We start from the raw sequence: 23666 nt of genomic DNA, 5'->3' as shown, positions 1-23666 counted from the left end.
GGAATTGGGAATTGGGAATTGGGAATTGGGAATTGGGAATTGGGAATTGGGAATTGGGAATTGGGAATTGGGAATTGGGAATTGGGAATTGGTAATTGGGAATTGGGAATTGGGAATTGGTAATTGGGAATTGGTAATTGGTAATTGGGAATTGGTAATTGGTAATTGGGAATTGGTAATTGGTAATTGGGAATTGGTAATTGGTAATTGGTAATTGGTAATTGGGAATTGGTAATTGGTAATTGGGAATTGGTAATTGGTAATTGGGAATTGGGAATTGGTTTAATTCCTAATTCTAGGTGGTCAAACTTTTTAATACTAATCCCAGTTTATTTTACCCTCTTTAATCTAGTTTTGGTATTAGGTTTTGGCATCAAAAAAGCCAATTATATCATGTCCGGTTAATCAGTTATCATTTCAGTGCGAGCGTCTCGCTCGTTCGCTATAGACGCTCGCACTCGCAATAAATATAAGCCATCGCTCGGACATGATATTACCGATTCTCGATTCGCGATTCGCGATTCCCAATTTGCTAATTTTACCAGGGATTATCAAACCAGATTTTAATCTCTAAACTACGCGCGAACTGCTGAGGGCCAGCAACTTAATAAATCAACTTCCCCCTGAGTTGGGAGTTGCTATTTCTATCAGTCCCAAATCGATCGCCGGAGGTTCTTTCTTTTCCTGGGTACTCGAATAAGTAGCAAATGTTGGCAAAATTTCATTGCTGAAAGCCTCTGCTGCTTTAGAACGGTAGCGGTTGGGGTTGTAAATCAGCGACAAAATCCGAGTTACCAAAACTTCGTCCATTTTAGATTTGTGCAAGACGCCCATCATCAACTCTTTTTCGATCGCCGAAACCGACACAAAAGCAGCGCCCAACCCGGACTGAACAGCATTTTTAATGGCTTCGATGGAATTGAGTTCCATCTCGATTTTCAGGCGGCGCGTGTCAATGCCGCAGCGAGTCAGTACCTGATCGATGACTTTGCGGATAGTAGACTGCGAATCGAGGGAAATAAACTGCAATTTATAAAGGTCTTCTTTTTCGATGCTTTCTTGTTGTACCATCGGGTGAGACGGAGGGAGAATTAGAGCCAGTTCGTCCTCAGCGTAAGGAACAATTTCTAAAGCTTCTACAAGTTCGGTAGGGATTTCTCCGCCAACAATTGCCAAATCGATTTGCCCGTTGGCCACACTCCACGCCGTGCGGCGGGTCGAATGCACGTGAAGCTGTACCGCTACATCGGGGTACTTTTGCCGAAACATCCCAATCATTCGGGGTAGCAAGTATGTCCCCGTGGTTTGAGAAGCGCCGACGATCAAAGTACCGCCTTGGAGATTTTGCAAGTCTTCGAGAGCTCGACAAGTTTCTTGACAAAGCGATAAAATTTTCTCGCCGTAACTCAGCAGCAGGTGTCCGGCTTCGGTCAGTTGAGCCCGCCGCCCCCCCCGATCGAACAGCGGCACGTCCAACTGTCTCTCTAGGTTCTGCACTTGCAAGCTAACTGCTGGCTGGGATACGTAGAGGCTGTCGGCGGCGCGTTTGAAGCTTCCTTCAGAGGCGATCGCCTTGAGAATGCGTAACTGGTCTAAAGTGAAAGGAAGGTCAGACATATATCTAAATTGTCAGGAAAGCGGTTGTCAGTTGTCAGTGGGCAGTTGTCAGTGGGCAGTGGGCAGTTGGCATTTGGCAGTTGAGAGTTGACGGTTGAGAGTTGACGGTTGACGGTTGACGGTTGACGGTTGTCAGGAAAGCAGTTGAGAGTTGACGGTTGACTGCTGAGAACTAACAACTGACAACTAACAACTAACAACTAACAACTAACAACTGCCAACCGTCAACTGACAATTGCTCCCATAGATACTTTGTGACACAATTTGGCCGCGAATCAATAACTTTTCTTAATATTTGCAATGACGATCGACTTAGCGCTTGACTCCCACTTAGTTATTCTCGGACTTTTATTTGGTTTTGCGATCGCCCACAGCGGTTTAGCAGCCCTCCGCCCAAAAGGTGAAAAGCTGATCGGGCCGAGACTTTACCGCGTTTTGTTTGCCCTTGTCAGTTTGCCGCTGGCGGTGATTTTGGTTGTCTACTTTTTCAACCACCGCTACGACGGCGTGCAACTTTGGCAAGTACAGGGCGCGCCCGGAGTTAAACCAGTGGTTTGGATACTGTCGGCAATTTCCTTTCTGTTTCTGTACCCAGCAACCTTCAACCTCCTAGAAATTGCCGCCATCCAAAAGCCGGAAGTTCACCTCTACCAAGCCGGGATCATTCGCATTACCCGTCACCCGCAAATGGTGGGACAGGTGATTTGGTGCGTAGCCCACACCCTCTGGATTGGTACTAGCTTTACCCTCGTCACTTCCATCGGTTTGATACTTCACCACCTGTTCGGAGTGTGGCACGGCGACAGCCGACTGCGGGCTCGTTTTGGCGAATCCTTTGAAACCATCAAATCTCAAACCTCAATTATTCCATTTTTGGCAATCCTGCAAAAGCGTCAAACCCTTGACTTGCTTGAGTTCCTGCGCCCTTCCTACCTAGGCGTAGTCATTTTTACAGGCCTGCTGTGGAAAATTCATCCTTTTCTGATGCGTGTCACTGCGAACATATACTGGTAGCATGATCCCTAGGATAGAAAAAAAATTATTAAATTTTGAGGGATCATGGTGTTGTCGGTTAGCGAACGCACTTTTGCACAAGAGGTATTTCAAGCCTCTACCCCCGTTTTAGTTCACTTTTGGGCACCTTGGTGCGGTTTGTGCCGCGCGATCGACCCCACGCTTACAAGTTTTGAAGCACAGTGGGCAGGAAAAGTCAAGCTCCTAGGGGTGAATGCCGATCAAAGTTTGAAGTTGGCAAATACTTACCGACTGAGCAGTCTGCCCACACTGATTTTGTTTGAGGGCGATCGAGTTCTATTTAGATTTGAAAATTATCAAGGTCGCGAGGAACTGCGACGCACTCTGGATTCCTGGATGCTCGCCACTCAGAATTCTTCCCAGACTCAACGCTTACAACCTCAGGAAGCATTGAACAGGTAACATTTCAAAAGCATTGGGCTCTTGTTTAGCTAGATCGGCGGGAATCCCCACACTATATCGTTTACAGATTGGTGTGGGATGAAAGCTAGGTTGATTGAGGTGGGGTGGTTGACCAATCCCGTAGGGCTCTTAGGCCATCATCACTGAAATGGACAATCTTCGATATAATTAGACAGACAGTGGGGCTGGACGTGTTCCTCACTTGAAAATGCTGTAGAGGGAAACAAATTGGAGTACCCCGAAGGAAGATCTTGATATCCTTAACAGGACTCAGATGCCCAAACTATATTGCTTGCAATTAGTGTGGGAGCGTCACAAAGCATTCGCCTCTTGCGTAGAAAGCATTGGGAATTCCCGATTTATCGATCGACCATCCGATCCAAAATCAATGTCGCAGTCTTGGAATCACAGGGCTGCGACATTTGTCTATCTATCTTTTGGCATAGATTTAAGACGAACTAGATCGATAGCCAACACAAGCAGCAATTCTTAAGGATTGTCGATCGGCAATACTTAAGAATTGTAGAGAGTCTTTCTGCCCAGTCGCGCAAGCGTGTGTCACAATTATTAACAGTTTTGGCAATATCTAGTAGAAACTTTAAACTACCTATCAGTCATGGAACCGCTTTATCAATACGCCTGGCTGATTCCAGTCCTGCCACTGGCAGGCGCAATGCTAGTAGGTTTAGGCTTAATCACCTTTAACCAGGCAACCAACAAACTCCGACAAGCGAATGCGATTTTAATCCTTTCGACCCTCGGAGGGTCAGCGGTAATGTCTTTCGCATTGCTGTGGAGTCAACTACAGGGCCACGCACCCTACACCCGAACCATTCAGTGGGCCTCTGCTGGGGACTTCTCGCTGAACATGGGCTATATCATCGACCCCCTCACGTCGGTAATGCTGGCGATCGTCACCACGGTCGCCTTTTTGGTGATGATTTACACCGACGGCTACATGGCACACGATGACGGGTACGTGAGATTTTACGCCTACCTGAGCATCTTCAGCGCCTCAATGCTAGGTCTAGTAATCAGCCCGAACATCGTTCAGATTTACATTTTCTGGGAACTGGTAGGTATGTGTTCGTACCTGCTAGTCGGATTTTGGTACGATCGCAAACCCGCTGCGGACGCCTGCCAAAAAGCCTTCGTCACCAACCGAGTCGGCGACTTCGGCCTGCTGTTGGGCATCCTCGGCATTTACTGGGCCACCGGCAGCTTTGAATTTGACGTAATGGGCGAACGGCTGCACTCCCTAGTCGAATCCGGTGCTTTGAGCGCAACTCTCGCAACCATCTTCGGAGTCCTGATATTTTTGGGCCCAGCAGCCAAATCAGCTCAATTCCCTCTCCACGTCTGGCTTCCAGACGCAATGGAAGGCCCGACACCAATTTCAGCCCTAATCCACGCCGCGACAATGGTAGCAGCCGGCGTCTTCCTGATCGCTCGGATGTACCCAGTATTTGAAGGACTGCCCGCAGTCATGAATTTGATCGCCTGCACCGGCTGTTTTACAGCATTCATGGGTGCTTCGATCGCAATTACCCAAAATGACATCAAAAAAGGCTTAGCCTACTCCACCATCTCCCAATTGGGCTACATGGTGATGGCAATGGGAGTCGGCGCCTACAGTGCCGGACTCTTCCACCTAATGACCCACGCTTACTTCAAAGCAATGCTGTTCCTGTGTTCGGGTTCAGTCATTCACGGCATGGAAGATGTCGTCGGGCACAACCCCGCCCTCGCTCAAGACATGAGAGTCATGGGCGGCTTGCGGAAATATATGCCGATTACCGCTACTTGCTTTTTAATCGGAAACTTAGCAATCTGTGGCATTCCGCCCTTTGCAGGTTTCTGGTCAAAAGACGAAATCCTCGCCCAAGCTTTCCATGCAAATCCCGCTCTGTGGGCTGTGAGTTGGGTGACTGCGGGGATGACCGCGTTTTATATGTTTCGGATGTATTTCAGCACCTTTGAGGGCGAATTCCGGGGCAATAACAACGCCATCAAGCAACAACTTCTCCAACCGGGTTTGGTTTTCGGCCCTGGGGCGATGAACGTTAAGGAATTGGCATCAACTGGCGAAAATCATGACGCACACGACCATTTTCCTCACGAGTCTCCTCTGACAATGGCTCTGCCGTTAGTATTGTTGGCTGTACCTTCTGTGTTTATCGGTTTTCTCGGTACGCCGTTTGCCAATTATTTCGAGCAGTTTGTGCGTGCGCCAGGGGAGTCTCTGGAAGAAGTTTTGGCACACGCCGCTGAATTCGATTTGACGGAATTTCTAATCATGGGCGGAAGTTCTGTAGGTATTGCCTTGTTGGGCATTACTTTGGCTTCTCTGATGTATTTGAGCCGGAAAATCGATGCTGGTGCGATCGCCCAAAAAATCAAACCACTTTACGAGTTCTCCCTCAACAAGTGGTATCTCGACGATATCAACGAGGTTCTCTTCGTCAAAGGCAGCCGCCGTTTAGCGCGGCAAGTCATGGAAGTGGATTTGCGAGTCGTCGATGGTATCGTCAACCTGACAGGGTTTCTCACCCTGGTTACGGGCGAAGGTTTGAAATACTTTGAAAACGGTCGCGCTCAATTTTATGCCCTGATTGTGTTTGTCGCAGTTCTGGGTTTTGCGATCGTTTCTGGAGTAGGTTAAATCTGTAGGGAAACGGCATTGCCGTGTCCTCCGGGTAGGGCAACGGCAATGCCGTCTCCTCCGGGTAGGGCAACGGCATTGCCTGTGAGTCTCAACTTAAGGTAAAACCGAGAGTCCGACAGGGAATGATATCATATCCACTCTTCATCGTCCTGTATTCATCTCTCTTATCTCCCTCTGTGTTCTCTGCGTTCTCTGTGGTTAAATCATTCCGATCCAACCGGAAACGATATGAATTCCCTGGTGGACTGACAGCTTAAGTTGACACGAAGAAGGGCATTGCCATTTCCCACCAGAAGATATTTTAAGAACGGGTATTAGCTCAATAACTCAGAATTGACAATTAGCCAATAGAAATAAATCTTTGATTAAACTCAAATTGTGCGATCGCACAAATCGTCGCAAACATTACAAAAAGAATTGTTTCGTATAAAGAAAGTATAAAATTTAGACCAAAATCGCCAAAATGTGTTTAAACCTAATAATTGATGGATAATTTTAAAACGCAATGGATACAGCTAACTTTCCCTGGTTAACAACAACAATTCTGTTTCCCATTGCTGCGGCATTGCTAATTCCTTTGATTCCCGATAAGGATGGCAAGACGGTGCGGTGGTATGCACTAATTGTGGGTTTGATCGATTTTGCCCTACTTGTTTACGCTTTTTGCACTCAGTACGACTTCAGCAATCCAGACTTGCAACTGGTAGAAAGTTATACTTGGGTGCAGCAACTTGATTTAAATTGGTCAGTCGGTGCTGACGGTTTGTCAATGCCGTTGATTTTGCTGACAGGTTTTATTACTACCCTGGCGACTTTAGCAGCTTGGCCGGTCACACTTAAACCAAAGCTATTTTACTTTTTGATGCTGACAATGTACGGCGGGCAAATCGCAGTTTTTGCCGTGCAGGATATGTTGCTGTTTTTCCTGGTTTGGGAACTAGAATTAGTCCCGATTTACCTAATTTTGTCCATCTGGGGTGGCAAAAAGCGCCTCTACGCAGCAACTAAGTTTATCTTGTACACGGCAGGCGGTTCGCTGTTTATTTTGGTTGGCGCCCTGACAATGGCGTTTTATGGCGATACAGTGACTTTCGATATGCGGGCGATCGCAGCCAAAGAATTCGCCCCCAATGTAGAATTGCTCCTGTACACAGGATTTTTAATAGCCTACGGCGTCAAACTGCCAATTTTTCCCCTGCACACTTGGCTCCCTGACGCCCACGGCGAAGCAACCGCACCCGCCCATATGTTGCTAGCAGGAATTCTCCTGAAAATGGGCGGCTACGCCTTGCTGCGGATGAATGCCGGAATGCTCCCGGATGCTCACGCTACCTTCGCACCCCTCTTAGTAATTTTGGGTGTAGTAAACATTGTTTACGCCGCCTTAACCTCCTTTGCTCAGCGCAACTTGAAGCGCAAAATTGCCTATTCTTCGATTTCGCACATGGGGTTTGTGCTGATTGGGATAGCTTCGTTTACCGATTTGGGAACGAGCGGCGCTATGCTGCAAATGGTTTCCCACGGTTTGATCGGGGCGAGTTTGTTCTTTATGGTGGGTTGCACTTACGATCGCACGCACACCCTCATGCTCGACGAAATGGGCGGAGTAGGCAAGAAAATGCGTAAGGTTTTCGCCATGTGGACAGCTTGCTCTATGGCATCTTTAGCTTTGCCGGGAATGAGCGGTTTTGTCGCAGAATTGATGGTATTTGTAGGCTTTGCAACCAGCGACGCTTACAATCCGGTGTTCAAGGTTTGCGTGGTATTTCTGGCTGCTGTTGGCGTAATTTTGACTCCGATTTACCTGCTGTCGATGCTGCGGGAAATCTTCTACGGTTCTGAGAATAAGGAATTGGTGGAACACGAAGAGTTGGTGGATGCAGAACCGCGAGAAGTGTTTATTATTGCTGCGCTGTTAGTGCCGATTATTGGCATTGGTTTGTATCCGAAGATGCTGACTCAGGTTTACGATGCGACGACTGTTCAGTTGACTGCAAGATTGCGCGATTCTGTGCCTTCGTTGGTGGCTAAGGCTGCTGCGGATCGAACTGTGTCTCTGCGCGCTCCGGCGATCGAACTTAGTAAGTTGTGATTTGAACTGGATTTAGGAATAAAACCCCCAAACCATTTTAGAAATAGGGTTTGGTGGTTTTCTGTTTTTGTTGATAGACAAATCCGGGAAACTTTGGTTTTCAAGTAATCTGGAGTTGGGTTTGAGAAACAAAGTGGGTATGCGGTCAAGGAGTGCGATGGAGTGTTAGATCGCAACAGTAGTATAATTAATAGTTAGACAGTAAGGCTAAAAAGTAAACACAACATCGCAGACTTAGGAGACTGACTTTTGAATAAGCTAAAAAGATTAACCCTCAATGGGTTTAAATCTATTAAGGCAATAGATATTGAGTTGCATCCCCTAAATATTCTGATTGGAGCAAATGGCGCAGGGAAGAGCAATCTTATCTCGTTTTTCAAGATGCTTAATGAGATGATGGCTGGACGCTTGCAACAGTACATTGGCACGTCGGGGCGCGCTCAATCTCTCTTGCACTTTGGGCCTAAGATAACGCCCCAGATAGAAGCAAAGCTGGAATTTGAAGTTGACAACGGGGTAGATACCTACCATATCCGGCTGTTTCATGCGGCTGGTGATACGCTGATATTTGCCGAAGAAACCTTGAGCTTTCTACAAACGGGTTGGCCATACCCAAGAACTGACGAACTGGGTGCAGGACATCAGGAAACTCAAATTAGCAAATCAGCAAACGAAGGAAAGCAAACGGCTAAAACGCTGAGTTTCTTGCTTAACCGCTGCCGCGTGTATCACTTTCACGACACATCATCTACAGCAGACGTGCGTCAATCTTGTTATGTTGGCGACGATCGATGGCTAATGTCTGACGCTGGCAATTTAGCTGCATTACTTCTGAGGTTTCGCAAAGAGAATGAGGGTATAACTTATCAGCGCATTATCGAAACAATCCGTTTGATTGCACCGTTTTTCGATGACTTTGTTCTTGAGCCAGACGCATCTAATCGAGTCATTCTTAACTGGCGAGCAAAAGAGTCCGATCGCGTATTTGGATCGCATCAATTTTCCGATGGTACTTTACGTGCCATCTGCCTTGCCACGTTGCTTTTACAGCCTGAAAATGAACTGCCAGAACTCATTGTTGTTGATGAGCCGGAGTTGGGGCTTCATCCCTATGCCCTAAATGTTGTAGCTGATTTATTTAGCAAGGCTGCACTCCATACGCAAATTCTCATTAGCACTCAATCTAGTTCTTTCTTGGATAATTTCGATCCTGAAGATGTAATTGCGGTGAACCTAGATGGTAAGGAGTCACAATTTAAGAGGCTAAATCCTACAGAATTAGATGCTTGGCTTGACGAGTATAGTCTGGGAGAAATTTGGGAGAAGAATATCTTTGGTGGAGGGCCGCATTAATGGCGCGTCTTTACCTATTTGCCGAAGGACAAACCGAGTAGACATTCGCTGACACTTCGATCAAACCGCAGTTAGCTCAATATGGAGTGTTTATGCACAATCCCATATTGATTGCTCATGCAAAAAAGAAGGGTAAGGTACATCGAGGTGGCGGTCGTAACTATGCGCCGATGAAGAATGACATCATGCGTTTTATGAAGCAAGAGAAAGCCCCGGATGTGTTTTTCACAACTATGATTGATTTATATGCTCTTCATCCCGATTTTCCGGGATTAGCTGAGTCTGAGAGTCTACGTCAAGATCCGATACAGCGGGTTGAATTTTTAGAGAAACGCTTTGCAGAAGATATTGGTGATGCTCGATTCATTCCTTACCTTCAGTTACATGAATATGAGGCATATCTCTTTTCCGATCCAACGTGCTTTAAGTACCTTGATACTGGACGGACAAAAGAGATTAAAGTTCTCCAATCTATCGCAAATGAATATCAGACACCTGAGTTCATCAATGATGGGCTGCAAACAGCACCTAGCAAACGTATCATAACTCAGTTCCCTGATTGCGGAAAAGCGAAGTCTGTTTTTGGATCGCAGTTAGCTGAACAAATCAGAAGGCGGCTCACATGATGGGGAAAGCTTATCGTCTGTATCCCGATGATTGTGAAATTTATCGGGCGTTGTGTGAGATTTTACCCGTTGCGAACTCTCCCCTAGCCCCTCTGCTGGGAGGCGAGGGGAATGTAGTTGAGGAGATGCTGAGGCGCTTTCCTGAACGTTGGAGTGTTTGGGTAACTGCGGGGCGGGTGTTGGTGGAATGCTTTAAGGAGGTTGAACGAGGGTGTAGTGTTTCTGAGGAGGGGACGAAACTACAGCCTCAGTTAGCTGATGCTTGGTTTCGTCATGGGCGGGTGTTGGCTTTGGCTGGGAAGCATCGGGAAGCGGTGGAGGTGTTGGAGAAGGGATGGGAGTTGTTACCAGATGGGGGTTATCTCCAATCAGTCCCGGCGGCGGTGTGGTTGGGGGAGAGTTATCGGGTACTGCGGGATGTTGGGGCTAGTAAGTGGTGGGAAGCGGCTGGTGAGGGATGTCGGGAATTGAGGGAGTTTAATCCGGCTATGGCTGATTACTGGTTGGGGAGAGCTTTGGTGGGGTTGGGGGATAGGTTGGGGGCGATACAAGCTTATGAGAGTGCATTGAGTCAGCAGTTGTTGTATCCGGCTCGTGGGGAGGTTGAGAAGATTTTGAAGGGGTTGAAAGGTAAGGGGAGGAAGGGTTTGGGGGGTTGAGGGTGGGTTTTGGGGGAGGAAATTTGTGTGTAACTCGAAAAATTCTCAAATTGGGGTGGGGAAGCGTCTAATAGATGTACGCAACTTGAGGATGTTAACCCAAATGAAATATCTAGCTAAAGTTTTTGTTGCTTTGTTACTTGCTGTAACTCTTGCCTTGGGCGGAGTTCAGGGTCGTGCTAATGCAGGACCTATTCCCATTCCCGACATTTCAATTGATGTCAATAAAACTATCGATCAAATAATAGGACTAATATCAACATCGCAAGACTTTGCTCTTATGATAGCCAATCAAACTCCAGAGACTCTTCAACGTGTGGGTTCTTACAATTATACATCAAATTGGCCTCTTGGTGATATTGATCCCTTGACGGCAAGCGGTCAAGAGTGGAAAGAGAATGGTCTTGGGTATTTTAGTTTTGCCTCTAACTATGCAATTGGAAACACAGGAAGAAATTTCCAATTTGGAGCTTCATGGCCTCCCGTAGTATCAAGAAAAATCAATGTCTGCGCCCGAAATGAATCTGGCAACAAACCAGCAGAACTATGTTGGGATAAGATGTCTAATTCTAATGACAAAACTGTAACAAATGCCGGTTTCCAATCCACTGCTACGTTACGGAAAAAAGGCAACACAGTCCTGTGGTTCTATCAAGTCAAGTAAGGAAGTAGACTTCATTCATCTGGTTCTATCGATTGATGTAGACTTCATTGGTGGATGATAATTTGATCTGTATAATAGGTAGGAAAAAAGACACCTACCTATTTTTTCATAAAGAACTTTTCATTTCAAGTTAACTAAGGATATCTAGTTCATGAAACCTCTAACTAAATTTTTTCTGGCTTTGTTACTAGCCGTAACCATTTCCTTTGGTGGTTTTAATAGTCATGCAAATTCTTCACCTATAAGTTCTGTAGAAAACAATAAAGTTAGTTTACCTAGTGATGTCCACCAGGAAATTCATCCAAATGAAACTGTAGAAATACCAATAATGACCTTAATATACACAAGAGTAGTTGAGATAGCAAATAAAACTAGATGTGTTCTTAGGCGTGTAGGCGTTTACAATAATTCCTTAAATTGGCCTGTTGGTGATGTTAGTTCATTTTTGGCAGTTGGTCAAAAATTTAACGATGATACTTTTTCTTTTGCCTCTAATTATCAAATTGACTGTGGAATAGATAAAGAAAAAAGAAATGTACAATTTGCATCTGCATTGACTATTGAAGGCAGTAAAAAAATTAATATTGGAGTTATCAATCAAGATGGCAATCAGCCAGCAAAATCGACTTGTGATGAAATGACATATCCTAGTGATAAATCTCTCAATAATTATCCTTTTGAGGTTAATGCTTTCATCAGACAAAAAGACCAGACATCGATCTGGATCTTTGAAGTTACCGAGAAAGAATAGCTTTTGCGGAGATAAGAGAAAGGGCTTAAACTATTTGTGTAATTAATTCTGTTTGATTGATTGATTGATTATTTTTATTGACTGGATTGCGATGGCGTTCCCGTAGTCTCCGGCTTTATAGCGATCGCTTGGCGAAGTTGAGAAGACTTTACAGCAGTTAAAAAATAAGTTGCAAAAGGTTTATGGAAGTTTAAAGTGCGTTTTTGGGATAAAAAATACCTGTAAGTCGAAAAATTCCAAAATAGGGGTCGGCAAACGTCTTTAATAGTGAAGACGAAAGTAATTCGTAAGTTCTAAATCTTGTTTTTTGTGGAGAAATTCAATCATGTCAAAGAATAAAATTGTTGTCTTAAGTGACATACACATCAGCACAAATGACCCCACCAACTGGTATCAAAAAAGCTTTCATGAACCATTCTTGGCAGCTATTCTAGACTATGTAATCCGTGAGGTTGACTCCATTCAAGAGCTAATTTTACTCGGTGATATATTTGATTTTTGGACTTATCCTCCCCATATACGACCCCCTGAATTTGCTGCTATCCTAAATGCTAATCCCAACATTTTTGGAGTTAATGGCAAGTTAAGTCAGGCTTTAACGGCTTTGAAAGGAAAGGTGACTTATGTAAATGGCAACCATGACATGAACGTCACTCAAAATGATTTGGTTCAAATTCAAAATTCATCGAATTACCAAATCAAATATTCTCCAGATCCAATTTATTACATCCAGACGGCGGGAGGAAAAAAGATTGCCTTTACTCACGGGCATATCTTTACAATGTTTAATGCCCCTTACCTCCAGAGTGAAATTAGCCCATTACCTCTCGGCTATTTCGTTACCCGCTCAGTGGCTTATATGTTAAATAAAACCCTGAAACCAGGGCAAACCGTGGCTGACTTGTCAGGGCAAGGTGCTCCTAACGGGATACATTTAGGAGGCTTAGTCTCCTCAGTTGAAGAAGCAATTAAATCTGGATCTATGGGTTTAGTTGATTTAGTTCTAAACTACATCACAAAGGTGACTGAAATACCAAAGAATGAGCCTATTATCCTACCAAACGGTCAAACAACGACAATAGAAAAGGCCAAGAACCTATACCGTCTTTTGCAAGAAACGTGGATTCGGGATTGGGGTAAATTAGCCACAGGAAAATCGGCAATCGCTGATTTAGATGGCACTTATATGGCTTGGTTTGCCCAACGATCTGCTCTAATCTATAACTCAGACTTGATTGTTTTAGGACATACCCATGCACCCAAGCTAGGTATAAAAAATGGTTTTGTTGGGTATGCTAATAATGGTTTTGAATGTCCTTCATCTCCTGATATTCCCTCACAAACATTTACTTTCACAGTAGTTGATACAGATAAATGTCAAGCCAGTGTTTATCAGGTAGTTAAGCAGAATACTTCCTATCAAGTTGTTCCTTATTCTGCTCCTCAAGACTCAGTGATTGCTTCCATGTCAATGGATTTTTCTTGTTATGTCATTATTGACAACACTAACGGAAGATATCAATTGGATTTAAGTACATATGATGCTGCTCATGGTCATTATGTAGTCACTCCTCCTAAGGGGATTCTGCCAGGAGAAACAAAAAAGTTCTGGCTACAGGATTATCCTGGGTTAGTCGGCACAGATGGTAGCGTAACCTACTCGGTAAATGGTCGATCTCTGCATTTGACCTATTCTTGTCCTACAGGTCTATCGAGTAATCACTGTTCTGGGGCGGACTTCTACACTTCCAATAATGGAGTTAATTGGGGTAACAAGAATGAAATCAAAAAAAGTGGACATCCCTTTTTTGTGAGGTTTGTACTGTAATGCGATAGCCTTTTTTACGGGAGAGCGATCGCTTTTTGTGTAGGGAGAAAGGCGATCGCTTGATTGGTCTAAATTTATCAAAGAGCGATCGCTTTACTGGTTAGGGAAAGCTTTGGCGGGGTTGGAGGATAAGTTGGGGGCGATACGGGCTTATGAAAGTGCTTTGAGTCATTAGATTCGCCCTATCTCCGTTTAATTGTATTTCACATTCCGTACTTTGTCAAAGAGCGATCGCTTTTTTGTGAGAAGAAAGGCGATCGCCCTTCCGGGTACATAAGCAAAATGCGATCGCCTTTTTTACAGGAATGCGATGGCGAAGCCCGCCGCAGGCATCGCCCAAAAGTGTCACAAGTTCCTATTCTTGGCGATCGCAAATCCGCACCTCTTTCATATTACTGAAATAAGACCCTTCTAGAGTATCAACTCAAAGAAGATAATTTTTTACGCACTGGTGCAACAGGAATATCTTTGACCCTTTTCTTGATAATCTTCTTTAACCAATTCCCAAGCCAATTCTAATTCCTCTAAAGCTTCTTGAGGAGTATCACCAAAGGCTGAAATATTACGGATTTATTGAAAATGTGCCAGCCAATCTCCTTGTTCATCAACATATAAATTAATCGTAAAACCATTAAAATTATAGTTAGTTAAAGGCATTACTCTCCCACCTCTTGATATTCAAAAAACTGCTGAATTTGATAGTTTTACTTTCCCATTTTTGCGGGGTTGAATTGGTAAAGGTTGACCTTTTGGTGAATACCATAAGCGATGACTTCCGTTTTGACGGCTAAATTCCCACCCATTCTTGTTGAGGAGAGTTTCAAACTCATCAAAAGTTAGATTTTCTGGACTATTTTTAGCTTTTTGCCATAACTTTAATTGCTAGAATATAATTGAATAGTAATTAATCTCAAACCCACGGATCGAGCTTAAACTCTTCTGCTAAAAAATCAATAAAACTACTTATTTTTGCCGGATAAAACCGACTGCGACGATATACCGCATGAATTGGCAAAGGAGTCGGCTGATAATCCTGCAACACAACCTTGAGATCGCCCCGGTAAATCTCATCACCAAACATCCAAACTGGCGCCACCGCAATGCCCAAACCCGATAACACTGCCGATCGAATAGCAACAGAACTATTAGTTTGAAAACGACCCCCAACCCGCACCTTAATAGTGCCATCTGTTCCTAGAAAATGCCACTCGTTGCCCGTTGCCAAAGGGGTATAGAGAATACAATCATGATCCACTAAATCATCCGGTGTTTGAGGTTCTCCCGCTTGCTCAAAATAGCCTGTGGTGGCCACTGTGACGCGGCGGGTGGTGCCGATCCGATGGCTAATTAAGGAACTATCCAAATGATTGCCAATGCGGATTAAAAGGTCTAAACCATTCTCTACAATGTCCACAAAATGATCCGCCATCATCAGATCGATTTTGACATCGGGATAGCGTTTCATAAAAGCTTTTAAACGGGGGACAATCTGCATTTCCCCAAACAGCACGGGACAGCCCAATCGCAAAATACCTGTTGCTCGTTCTTTTCCTGTTAAACTGGCCTCCGCTTCGGCGACGGTTTCCAAAATTTGCTGACAGTATTGATAGTATCTTTTCCCCTCCTCAGTCAAACTCAAGTTGGTAGTTGAACGAGTGATTAATTGTACCCCCAGATATTTTTCCAGAGCGGCGATTTGCTTGCTAATTGTCGGTTGCGTCGTCTGTTGTTCCCGCGCTACGGCCGAAAAACTCTTCATTTCGATCGCCCGAACGAAAGTCTGCATACAGGCAATTCGATCCATACCGTACCTATTCCAAAATGGCATATAGTATATTCTATTATGCCTCCTTCTCAAAAAAATTGAAATAGATGATGATGTTCGCATCAACCATTCTCACCAAAAAACGAAGATGTTAAAACTCAAATCCCTCAGTCCTCTGTTCGCCACCCTCGCTATTGCTAGCGCTATCAGTGCGGGAGATGTAGCTGTACATAGCTTTTTGCCAAAATTCCAAAATACGGCAATAGCAGCCCCGGAAATAACGGTTCAGGAAAAGATCCAGATTATTACTAAAAGTAAAGGACAAGTTGGTAGTGGCGACCAATTGCGACGATTTTTCTATGGTGATTTATTACCATTAGGAGTACAACCCGGTGGGGCAGGCATGGTGGTCAATCTCTACAACAAGGCCAACAATGTTACCTTCTCTTACTGTGCAACCTTTGATGTTGTTGTCGCTGTGAAACAAGGGAGAGTAGCGAGTTTTCCCGCCGCTGAAGTGAAGTAATTTGCCTGTTCCCTTGCTGAGTGTAAGTAAGGGAAAATTCGCGATATATATAATTGAATGGATATTTAACATGGAACTTCAAGACTTCTTTGCATTGTTACATCCGGCGATCGCCATTATCGTGGTTTTTCCCTTAATCGGCATTGTGGTGAATCGCGCCCTACTCACCCGTCAACGTCGTCTGCAAGTTGCCGGTGGCGAAAAAAGTAAAATTCCGCCCGTAGTAGGTTCCGAGCACGTAGCGATCGGTAGTTGGTTGAGCCGCTCAGTTGTAGGGGTTGCCCTACTGGGAATGGCCTATCCCATTTTTTCAAAAATGCTCAGTAACGACACCCTTACTAAAGAACCATTTCGAGTCTTTTTTGTCATCGCCATTTTCCTGTTAAGCATTGCTTCTTTCACGCTACTATTTAAGGCAAATGTTAAACTATGGCGAGGCATTTTTGCCACTTTTACGGGAATGGGATTGATGATTTTAGGGTTTCAACCAGAAATCTTTCGTCGAGATAATGAATGGTTTGTTTCCCATTACTACTACGGTATTACAGCCGCTTTATTAATGATTTTTTCAGTGGCGATTGTCCAAGATATTTATCAGGATAGACAAAATCGCTGGCGCACCGCTCATATTATTCTCAATTGTTTTGCTCTACTGCTGTTTATCGGTCAGGGAATGACTGGTACAAGAGATTTACTAGAGATTCCCCTCCATTGGCAATCACAATACATTTATCAATGTGATTTCACCAATAAAACCTGTCCGCAACCCAAATAAAACGGTAATTTTCAAATGATGAAATCAAGAGTTTTTCCCCTGGAAGCTGATGTGCGTTTCTCGGATGAATCTGCTACGGTGACTGAAATTATTAAGACTAAAAATGCTAGTATCGCTATTTGGGGAGTCAAGCCTGGGCAAATTGTAGAAGCTCATTGTCACCCGGATGGACAAGATACCTGGGTGATGCTACGGGGCGCTTTGACGTATTATTTAGGGAATGGTCAAAGCCAAAGCTTGAATGCTGGTGAAGTTGCGATCGCAGACAAAAATCAGATTCATGGTGCAGTGAATGACAATAGTGAAGATGCTGTGTTTATCTCCATTTATTCTGCTCCCCAAATTGGCTATGAAAAGGCATCACTTTAAACTAATTTAATGTAAAGTTTTATAGTTTAAATGAGTCGTGAAACTCTCTTCTGTTTCGGTTTTTCGCGTTCTTCGCGTCTTCGCGGTTCGTTTAAAATTTTTGAATTATTGCCTGAATTCATTTTATAAAATCAACATCAATAAAAAGAATGAAAGTTGCCAATAAAGTGCATATAATTTTAATGAAAGTTCCTGCCCCGATGTATCTTGGCATAGCTGTTTTGATTTTTGCAACTTCTAATTCTGTTACTAAAAAAATAGTTGAGATTGGTCAAAATCATGCGATCGATGGCAGAAATCCCATCTCACTGTGCAATGTTTTATTTGTGGGTAATATCTGTGCTTTGGGGTTAATGACTCTAATTTTTCATCAAGATTGGCAACCGCAGACTCTGAAAGCTTTGACTGGTAAAGATTGGATTAGTTTAACCATTACAGGTATTTTGTCGGGGGCGATCGTTCCTGCGTTAATTTTTCAAGCCCTCGGACAGACAAATATTACTAATATCGTGTTAATTGGGCGTATCGAACCAATTTTAACCCTGGTGTTGGGTGTTTGGCTGTTGGGATCGCGGGTCAATTTTTGGGCAAGTGCAGGGGCTCTGGTTTCCTTGGCTGGGGTGATAGTGACTGCTTTTTTAGGGAGTTCAGGGCCGATGATGACGATGGCTGGATTTCAAATTGGAATAGGAGAAATTTGTGTGGCGATCGCAGCGATCATTGGTTCCATTGCTACCGTCGTTGGTAAACTGCAATTACAATCGATTCCCTTGGGAATTTTTACAATTTATCGCAATATTCTGGGGACGGTAATTTTTTTCCTATTGGCTAATCTCCTTTACGGGCCAAACCATTTTGCAGAAGTGTTATCTCCTTTTCTGTGGCAATGGATGATAATCTATGCGGCGGTTATTGTCGTCCTGGGTCAATTATGTTGGTTGGCTGGTTTAAAAAATGCGACTTCAACAGAACTCAACCTAGCTAGTTTATTTAATCCAATTGCAGCTATAGTTATGGGATATTTAATTTTAGGGGAAGCTCCTACTTTAGCTCAATATTTAGGGGGAAGTTTGTTGTTTGTGGGGATTGTCTTGGGTTTTATTGGCAACCTATATGAGGCTAAAATAAATCGACAATTAGTTGACCTCAATCCTCGGGATGCTATGGAAACTGCGATCGGTTTCCGGGGAGTTTAATGTTTTAAGGAGGAAGCTTTTTATGAAACGCCGCTATTTCAACTTTGCTAGTATTACCTTTGTGTCAACAATTGCGATCGGCTGCATCAAAACCGCTGGCGATCGAACTGCTATTGCGTCATCCGGTACTTCTGAAACAATGCCAACGCCTGTGGCAGCTTCCCCTCCAACTAAGCCAGTGACGACACCCGCAAGGGCTCAAGCCGCAAAAGTTCTAACTTCTGGCACTTTTGTCGATGGCGAACACCCCACAAAAGGCACTGCCCGCATTGTCCAGAAAGGGGATGAGCGCATTCTGGAACTCGATCGAGCATTTCAAACCTCAACGTCTGGTCCTGATTTGGTCGTGATTTTGCACAAATCGCCCGATGTTATTGGCTCGACAGTTCCCCCAGCCTATCCCATCAAGAAAGGGGACTATGTGTCGATCGCGCCACTCAAGTCATACAGCGGTGCTCAAAGCTATGTGATTCCTGCCAGCATCAACTCAGAAGATTTTGCTTCGGCGGCAATTTGGTGTCGCAAGTTCAATGCCACCTTTGGTGCTGCCAGACTTCAGAGATTGAGTTCCGCAAGGCTCTGACCAATAATTTCTTGATGCTACAAGAAAGAGGATTTATCCGTGGAATCAATCAAAAATCAAAAATCAAAAGTCGAATGACTGACCAAAACAAAGCAATCGTTCTCCAGTTCTACAAAGCTTTTGACGATCGCAAAATGGAACAAGCCTTAGAACTGTTAGCGCCGAATTTTATTGCTCGCATGGCCGGAATGCCAAAGCCATTAAACGGGGAGGAGTTCAAGCAGTTCGGGATGTCGTTTTATCTAGCTTTCAGTCAGGGTGAACACGTTTTTGATGAGGTCATAGTTGCAGGTGATAAAGTGGTGACGTGCGGAAAATTCACAGCAACACACCTCGGAGAATTTCAAGGTTTGCCACCCACGGGAAAACAAATTAGCTTAGCTGTTATGCACATCGATCGAGTCGAAAACGGCAAAATCGTGGAGCATTGGGGCCAGGGCGATGCACTGGGATTAATGCAACAGTTAGGGATTGTATTCTTGCCTGGGCCAAAGCTAATACCGCACATTTTGAGAGGTGCTGTGTCTAAACTGTTTCAGAAATCTGCCTAGATTTGCATACCCACGGAGTTTGCTATGATTCGATCGATCGCGCCCGATGACACGACTGCATTAATCGCCTTAGTTGAGGCAATTGGATTCGAGCCGCACGAGACCGAAGAACTCGCCCTCATGCTGGCAGACCACTTCGACGGCAAAAATAGCCAAGACATCTGGCTCACCGACGATGACGACGGGCTGGTGGGGGTCGCCTATGTTGCGCCGGAACGAATGACCGAGGGGACGTGGAATCTATATCTAATTGCCGTCCACCCCGATCGTCAGCAGCAAGGACGCGGTGCAATGGGCATAACGTGGCTCAAAGCCACTCAATAAGAGCGTTATGCTGACTGTTTAACAGCATCGTCTGAGATCCACGGATTAAACTTGAACTCATTCGCGAGATAGTCGATAAAGCAACGCACTTTTGCTGAGACGAATCGTCCCCGCCGATAGACGGCATGAATGGGCAACGGGGTCGGTTGATAATCCTTGAGAATTACGCTGAGACAGTTAGCGGTGAGCAGTTCACCAAACAGCCAAACGGGGCAAACGGCAATCCCTACGCCCGACAGCACAGCTTGCCGAATAGCGGCAGAATTATCAGTCTGTAGATTACCTTTGACAATAACCTGAGTCGTGCCTCCCGTGGGCTGTTGAAAGTGCCACTCGTTGCCGGTTGCCAGACGAGTATAGACAATACAGTTGTGATCCACTAATGCTTCAGGGGTCTGAGGTTCTGGGCGATCGCGGAAATAGGATGTGGCGGCCACCGTGACGCGACGGGTGATGCCAATCCGGTGAAAGATCAGAGATGGATCGCTCACCTGCCCAATCCGAATGGCCAGATCGATGCCATCTTCCACCAAGTCCACAAAGCGATCGCTCAGGATCAGATCGAGCCGAATGTCCGGGTAACGCTCCAGAAACCCCTGCACACAAGGCATGACTTGATACTGCCCAAACGCTACAGGGCAACTGACCCGCAGTGTGCCAACCGGCTTTTGGCGTTGCCCAACACTGGCTTCAGCGGCAGCCGTCGCATCCAATACTTCCTGGCAATGTTGAAAGAATCGTTCGCCCTCTTGCGTCAACTGCAACTTACGGGTGGAGCGGGTCAATAGTTGCACATCCAGGTAATCTTCCAGGGCGGCAATTTGCTTACTGATGGTGGGCTGGGTGGTGTCGCGTTCGCGGGCAACGGCAGAAAAGCTCCCCGTTTCAACGACCCGAACAAAACTTTGTATGCAGTCGAGGCGATCCATTACTTTGTTTATTCCAGATACGAATAAATTATATTCTATTTTCCAGTCTTATCAAACGAATTGAAATGAATCAAAATGAGAGACATGGAAAGCAAAGCAGCCCAACCCTAGACGGCACAAGGCTTTCCTGTAAAAGCTCTCACGATTAACTTACACGCTTCACTCAGGAGATGATTATGAACGTCCAAGACTCAGTTGCTTTCGTCACAGGTGCAAATCGCGGGATTGGCAAAGCCTATGTCGAAGCCTTGGTGCAAGCCGGTGCTCGTCGCATTTATGCAACTGCGCGCACCCTGGAAACACTCAACGAGGTAGTTGCGATCGCCCCCGATCGGATTATTCCTATAGCGTTAGATGTGACCAATGCCGATCGAGTGAATGCAGCAGCTCAAACCGCTCAAGATGTTACCTTGCTGATTAATAATGCGGGAGCGATCGGCTCTGGTGGGCTATTTACCGCCAACAGCGTGGAAACAGCGCAGTGGGAGATGAATACCAATTACTTTGGTACGCTTTCGATGGTGCGGGCTTTTGCTCCGATTTTGCAACGCAATGGTGGCGGCGCGATCGTCAATATGATGTCAGTGGTATCGGTTGCGAATGCGCCTGTGTTTGGCTCCTACAGTGCTTCTAAAGCAGCCGTCAATTCCTTAACCCAAGATATTCGGGCCGAATTGGCCAATCAAGGCACACAAGTGGTTGGTGTTTTTCCTGGCCCCGTTGATACGGCCATGGCTGCCGGGGTGCCTGGAGATAAAGCGGAACCGATCGCAGTCGCGAAAGCGGTTTTGCAAGCAGTTGAGGCAGGGCTGGAGGATGTCTATCCCGATCCAGTCTCTCAGAGTGTATTTTCTGCGATCGCCGAACCCTTAAAAGCGGTTGAAAAACAGTTCGCGGGTTGGATGCCTCAATAGGTCGGAGCTGATTGTCCGTTTTCCCGATGTCAATGGCACCTCTGATTGGCAACTGCCAATTCCTGCTACGTTTGCGATCGCTCCGAATGGCAAGATTTTACTCGCTCACATTGATGCTGATTATCGCAATCGTCTAGAGCCGAGTGAAGCATTGGCGGTTATCACCCGCGAACAATTCATGAATCAAAACACCATATTCAACCAATTCTAGGAGTCAGGTCATGATCGATCTCTATGCTTGGGCAACCCCGAATAGTATCAAAGTGCCAATTTTATTGGAAGAGTTGGGGCTGGCTTACACTGTCAAACCCGTCAACATTCGTCAAGGCGAGCAAAAAACGCCCGAATTCCTCAACCTCAATCCCAATGGAAAAGTGCCGGTAATTGTTGATAGTGATGGTCCGGGTCACCAACCCATCGTCATTGTTGAATCAGTAGCGATTTTGATCTATCTGGCTGAGAAACAGGGGAAATTTATCCCAGAGGATCAAGTTGGGCGAATTCGTTGCTTCGAGTGGCTGTTTTTCCATGCATCCAGTCTGGGGCCGAGTTTCGGGCAGTCGGGCTATTTCCAGAAACTTGCCCCCGAAAAAATTCCGGCGGCGATCGAGCGCTTTCACAATGAGGCCATCCGCACAATAAAAATTCTCGATCAAAGGCTAGCCACAACCGAGTATCTAGCAGGCGATTATTCCATTGCTGACATTGCGAATTTCGGTTGGATTTGGCGGCGAGAATTTGCCGGTATCGACTTTGCAGATACGCCCCATGTGGAGCGCTGGTATGCCGCTTTAGAGCAGCGTCCAGCCATCCAAAATGCGATCGCCGCTTTAGCTTGAACACGATCGATCCGGAGATTGATGATGTTTTCTCAAGACAATATGCTTCAACGTAAGAAGCACGGTTATCAGGGATCAGACGTAGATTGCAACGGCGCTTTGTTACAGGTAATCAACCAAACTTGGGATAAACTATGACCGCTCTGTTCGATTCTTTTCAACAACGAGGCGTGACCTTTCGTAACCGCATTGGTGTCTCCCCAATGTGTCAATACTCCAGCCAAGATGCACTGGCGAGTGACTGGCATTTGGTTCATTTAGTCAGTCGTGCTGTAGGGGGCGCAGGAGTAGTCTTTACTGAAGCAGCGTCGGTTAAGCCTGAGGGTAGAATCTCCCCTGGTGATTTGGGCATCTGGGCTGATGAACACATTCCGATGCTCGCCAAAATTGCCAAGCTGATTCAAGAAGCAGGTGCGGTACCAGGGATACAACTAGCCCATGCAGGGCGAAAAGCCAGTTGTGCTCTTCCTTGGGCTGGCGGCAATCCCCTAACCCAGGCTGAAGGAGGATGGCAACCCGTAGCACCAAGTGCGATCGCCTTTAATGACATGAGTCCAGTCCCAACCGCGCTCACGCCTGAAGGGATTGAATCGATTCAGCAATCCTTTATCCAAGCAGCGCAAAGAAGCATTGACGCAGGCTTTCAGGTGATCGAAATTCATGCTGCCCACGGTTACTGCACGAATTCTTGTCGCCATTGAGTAACCATCGCACAGACCGCTATGGCGATAGTTTTGCAGGGCGCGTTCGCCTACTCGTCGAAATTGTCCAGGCAGTGCGCGCCATCCTTCCCGACCATTTGCCGCTCTGGGTCAGAATCTCAGCCACCGACTGGGCAGAAGAAGGGGGATGGGATTTAGAGCAAAGTATTGCCTTGAGCCAAATTCTCAAAACCTCTGGCGTTGATCTAGTAGATTGTTCAACAGGGGGATTGATTCCTGGGGTTAAAATTCCGACTGGGCCAGGTTATCAAGTGCCGTTTAGCGATCGCATTCGGCAGGACACAGGGATCGCAACGGCTGCGGTGGGAATGATTACTGCCCCCGAACAAGCCGATCGAATCATCCGGACTGGGCAAGCCGATATGGTGTTGCTGGCTCGGGAGCTATTACGCGATCCGTACTGGCCCCACCGTGCTGCCAAGGAATTACGGGTCGATCATCACCCATATCCTAAGCAATATCAAAGAGCATGGTAATTTCC

At 45.6% G+C, this 23666-nt stretch carries 26 protein-coding genes and 2 pseudogenes; 23 read left to right on the top strand and 5 right to left on the bottom strand.

Annotation, left to right across the window (positions count from 1 at the left end; all coding sequences use genetic code 11):
- Positions 1-214: hypothetical protein (locus tag JGK36_RS14125; protein WP_366516575.1), on the top strand; the 214-nt coding region annotated here is incomplete at its 5' end.
- The gene (locus tag JGK36_RS14120) at positions 208-405 is read left to right on the top strand and encodes a hypothetical protein (protein ID WP_293182572.1); all 198 of its coding nucleotides are present in this window, start codon (positions 208-210) and stop codon (positions 403-405) included. The genes JGK36_RS14125 and JGK36_RS14120, both read left to right, overlap by 7 nt.
- Before the next feature lie 207 nt (positions 406-612).
- Here JGK36_RS14120 and JGK36_RS14115 read toward each other — a convergent pair whose 3' ends face one another.
- Positions 613-1617: a LysR family transcriptional regulator gene (locus JGK36_RS14115; protein WP_293182570.1), complete on the bottom strand. Its 1005-nt coding sequence runs from the start codon at positions 1615-1617 to the stop codon at positions 613-615.
- A 300-nt stretch (positions 1618-1917) separates the two neighbouring features.
- Between JGK36_RS14115 and JGK36_RS14110 the strand changes: the two genes are divergently transcribed.
- From JGK36_RS14110 to JGK36_RS14065, 10 genes are all read left to right on the top strand, one after another.
- Complete coding sequence (locus JGK36_RS14110) at positions 1918-2631, top strand: NnrU family protein (RefSeq protein ID WP_293182568.1); 714 nt, start codon at positions 1918-1920, stop codon at positions 2629-2631.
- Positions 2632-2676: 45 nt separating this feature from the next.
- On the top strand, positions 2677-3054 hold the full coding sequence (locus tag JGK36_RS14105) for a thioredoxin domain-containing protein (protein WP_293192217.1): 378 nt from the start codon (positions 2677-2679) through the stop codon (positions 3052-3054).
- Between the two features lie 616 nt (positions 3055-3670).
- Positions 3671-5716 carry an NAD(P)H-quinone oxidoreductase subunit 5 gene (locus JGK36_RS14100; RefSeq protein ID WP_293182562.1) on the top strand — a complete coding sequence of 682 codons (2046 nt, stop codon included), beginning with the start codon at positions 3671-3673 and terminating at the stop codon, positions 5714-5716.
- 508 nt (positions 5717-6224) lie between these two features.
- On the top strand, positions 6225-7811 hold the full coding sequence (gene ndhD1 / locus JGK36_RS14095; protein WP_293182560.1) for a photosynthetic/respiratory NAD(P)H-quinone oxidoreductase subunit D1: 1587 nt from the start codon (positions 6225-6227) through the stop codon (positions 7809-7811).
- A gap of 249 nt (positions 7812-8060) precedes the next feature.
- A complete protein-coding gene (locus JGK36_RS14090; protein ID WP_293182558.1) occupies positions 8061-9164 on the top strand; it encodes an AAA family ATPase in 1104 nt (367 codons plus the stop codon).
- A 92-nt stretch (positions 9165-9256) separates the two neighbouring features.
- The gene (locus JGK36_RS14085) at positions 9257-9790 is read left to right on the top strand and encodes a DUF4276 family protein (protein ID WP_293182556.1); all 534 of its coding nucleotides are present in this window, start codon (positions 9257-9259) and stop codon (positions 9788-9790) included.
- Positions 9787-10449, top strand: coding sequence for a hypothetical protein (locus JGK36_RS14080; RefSeq protein ID WP_293182554.1), 663 nt, complete (start codon positions 9787-9789; stop codon positions 10447-10449). The genes JGK36_RS14085 and JGK36_RS14080 overlap by 4 nt, the downstream gene beginning before the upstream one ends.
- Positions 10450-10552: 103 nt before the next feature.
- Entirely contained in the window at positions 10553-11113 is a 561-nt protein-coding gene (locus tag JGK36_RS14075; RefSeq protein WP_293182552.1) for a hypothetical protein, read from the top strand.
- A gap of 151 nt (positions 11114-11264) precedes the next feature.
- Complete coding sequence (locus JGK36_RS14070) at positions 11265-11864, top strand: hypothetical protein (RefSeq protein ID WP_293182550.1); 600 nt, start codon at positions 11265-11267, stop codon at positions 11862-11864.
- Between the two features lie 325 nt (positions 11865-12189).
- A complete protein-coding gene (locus tag JGK36_RS14065; protein ID WP_293182548.1) occupies positions 12190-13692 on the top strand; it encodes a metallophosphoesterase in 1503 nt (500 codons plus the stop codon).
- Positions 13693-13912: 220 nt separating this feature from the next.
- Here the strand turns inward: JGK36_RS14065 and JGK36_RS14060 are convergent, their stop codons facing one another.
- The 3 genes and pseudogenes from JGK36_RS14060 to JGK36_RS14055 all read right to left on the bottom strand — a co-directional run bounded on the left by JGK36_RS14060 (position 13913) and on the right by JGK36_RS14055 (position 15520).
- Positions 13913-14041, bottom strand: coding sequence for a hypothetical protein (locus tag JGK36_RS14060; RefSeq protein ID WP_293182546.1), 129 nt, complete (start codon positions 14039-14041; stop codon positions 13913-13915).
- Between the two features lie 329 nt (positions 14042-14370).
- A pseudogene (locus JGK36_RS33870) lies at positions 14371-14511 on the bottom strand (type II toxin-antitoxin system HicA family toxin); the annotation flags it as partial.
- A 91-nt stretch (positions 14512-14602) separates the two neighbouring features.
- Entirely contained in the window at positions 14603-15520 is a 918-nt protein-coding gene (locus JGK36_RS14055) for a LysR family transcriptional regulator (protein ID WP_293182544.1), read from the bottom strand.
- Between the two features lie 85 nt (positions 15521-15605).
- Between JGK36_RS14055 and JGK36_RS14050 the strand changes: the two genes are divergently transcribed.
- The 7 genes from JGK36_RS14050 (at position 15606) to JGK36_RS14020 (ending at position 19781) form a co-directional block, all read left to right on the top strand.
- Positions 15606-15983: a hypothetical protein gene (locus JGK36_RS14050; protein ID WP_293182542.1), complete on the top strand. Its 378-nt coding sequence runs from the start codon at positions 15606-15608 to the stop codon at positions 15981-15983.
- A 70-nt stretch (positions 15984-16053) separates the two neighbouring features.
- A complete protein-coding gene (locus JGK36_RS14045; protein WP_293182540.1) occupies positions 16054-16758 on the top strand; it encodes a DUF4079 domain-containing protein in 705 nt (234 codons plus the stop codon).
- Between the two features lie 15 nt (positions 16759-16773).
- The gene (locus JGK36_RS14040; RefSeq protein ID WP_293182538.1) at positions 16774-17127 is read left to right on the top strand and encodes a cupin domain-containing protein; all 354 of its coding nucleotides are present in this window, start codon (positions 16774-16776) and stop codon (positions 17125-17127) included.
- A gap of 182 nt (positions 17128-17309) precedes the next feature.
- Complete coding sequence (locus tag JGK36_RS14035; RefSeq protein WP_293182536.1) at positions 17310-18323, top strand: DMT family transporter; 1014 nt, start codon at positions 17310-17312, stop codon at positions 18321-18323.
- 22 nt (positions 18324-18345) lie between these two features.
- Positions 18346-18906 carry a DM13 domain-containing protein gene (locus tag JGK36_RS14030; RefSeq protein ID WP_293182534.1) on the top strand — a complete coding sequence of 187 codons (561 nt, stop codon included), beginning with the start codon at positions 18346-18348 and terminating at the stop codon, positions 18904-18906.
- A gap of 74 nt (positions 18907-18980) precedes the next feature.
- The gene (locus JGK36_RS14025) at positions 18981-19457 is read left to right on the top strand and encodes an ester cyclase (RefSeq protein ID WP_293182532.1); all 477 of its coding nucleotides are present in this window, start codon (positions 18981-18983) and stop codon (positions 19455-19457) included.
- 24 nt (positions 19458-19481) lie between these two features.
- Positions 19482-19781, top strand: coding sequence for a GNAT family N-acetyltransferase (locus JGK36_RS14020; RefSeq protein ID WP_293182530.1), 300 nt, complete (start codon positions 19482-19484; stop codon positions 19779-19781).
- Positions 19782-19786: 5 nt separating this feature from the next.
- Here JGK36_RS14020 and JGK36_RS14015 read toward each other — a convergent pair whose 3' ends face one another.
- Positions 19787-20710, bottom strand: a complete 924-nt coding sequence (locus JGK36_RS14015) for a LysR family transcriptional regulator (protein ID WP_293182528.1) — start codon at positions 20708-20710, stop codon at positions 19787-19789.
- A gap of 176 nt (positions 20711-20886) precedes the next feature.
- Here JGK36_RS14015 and JGK36_RS14010 point away from each other — a divergent pair, with 176 nt between their 5' ends.
- The 4 genes and pseudogenes from JGK36_RS14010 to JGK36_RS33865 all read left to right on the top strand — a co-directional run bounded on the left by JGK36_RS14010 (position 20887) and on the right by JGK36_RS33865 (position 23661).
- Positions 20887-21624: an SDR family oxidoreductase gene (locus JGK36_RS14010; protein WP_293182526.1), complete on the top strand. Its 738-nt coding sequence runs from the start codon at positions 20887-20889 to the stop codon at positions 21622-21624.
- Positions 21590-21835, top strand: a complete 246-nt coding sequence (locus JGK36_RS14005; RefSeq protein ID WP_293182524.1) for a hypothetical protein — start codon at positions 21590-21592, stop codon at positions 21833-21835. The genes JGK36_RS14010 and JGK36_RS14005 overlap by 35 nt, the downstream gene beginning before the upstream one ends.
- Before the next feature lie 10 nt (positions 21836-21845).
- The gene (locus JGK36_RS14000; RefSeq protein WP_293182522.1) at positions 21846-22463 is read left to right on the top strand and encodes a glutathione S-transferase N-terminal domain-containing protein; all 618 of its coding nucleotides are present in this window, start codon (positions 21846-21848) and stop codon (positions 22461-22463) included.
- 134 nt (positions 22464-22597) lie between these two features.
- Positions 22598-23661 (top strand): annotated as a pseudogene (locus JGK36_RS33865) (NADH:flavin oxidoreductase/NADH oxidase).
- Positions 23662-23666 lie beyond the last annotated feature (5 nt).

This window comes from Microcoleus sp. PH2017_35_SFW_U_B (genome assembly GCF_020737865.1).
Classification (GTDB): domain Bacteria; phylum Cyanobacteriota; class Cyanobacteriia; order Cyanobacteriales; family Microcoleaceae; genus Microcoleus.
The sequence above is the reverse complement of the archived record's forward strand: the minus strand, read 5'-3'. Positions and strand labels throughout refer to the sequence as shown.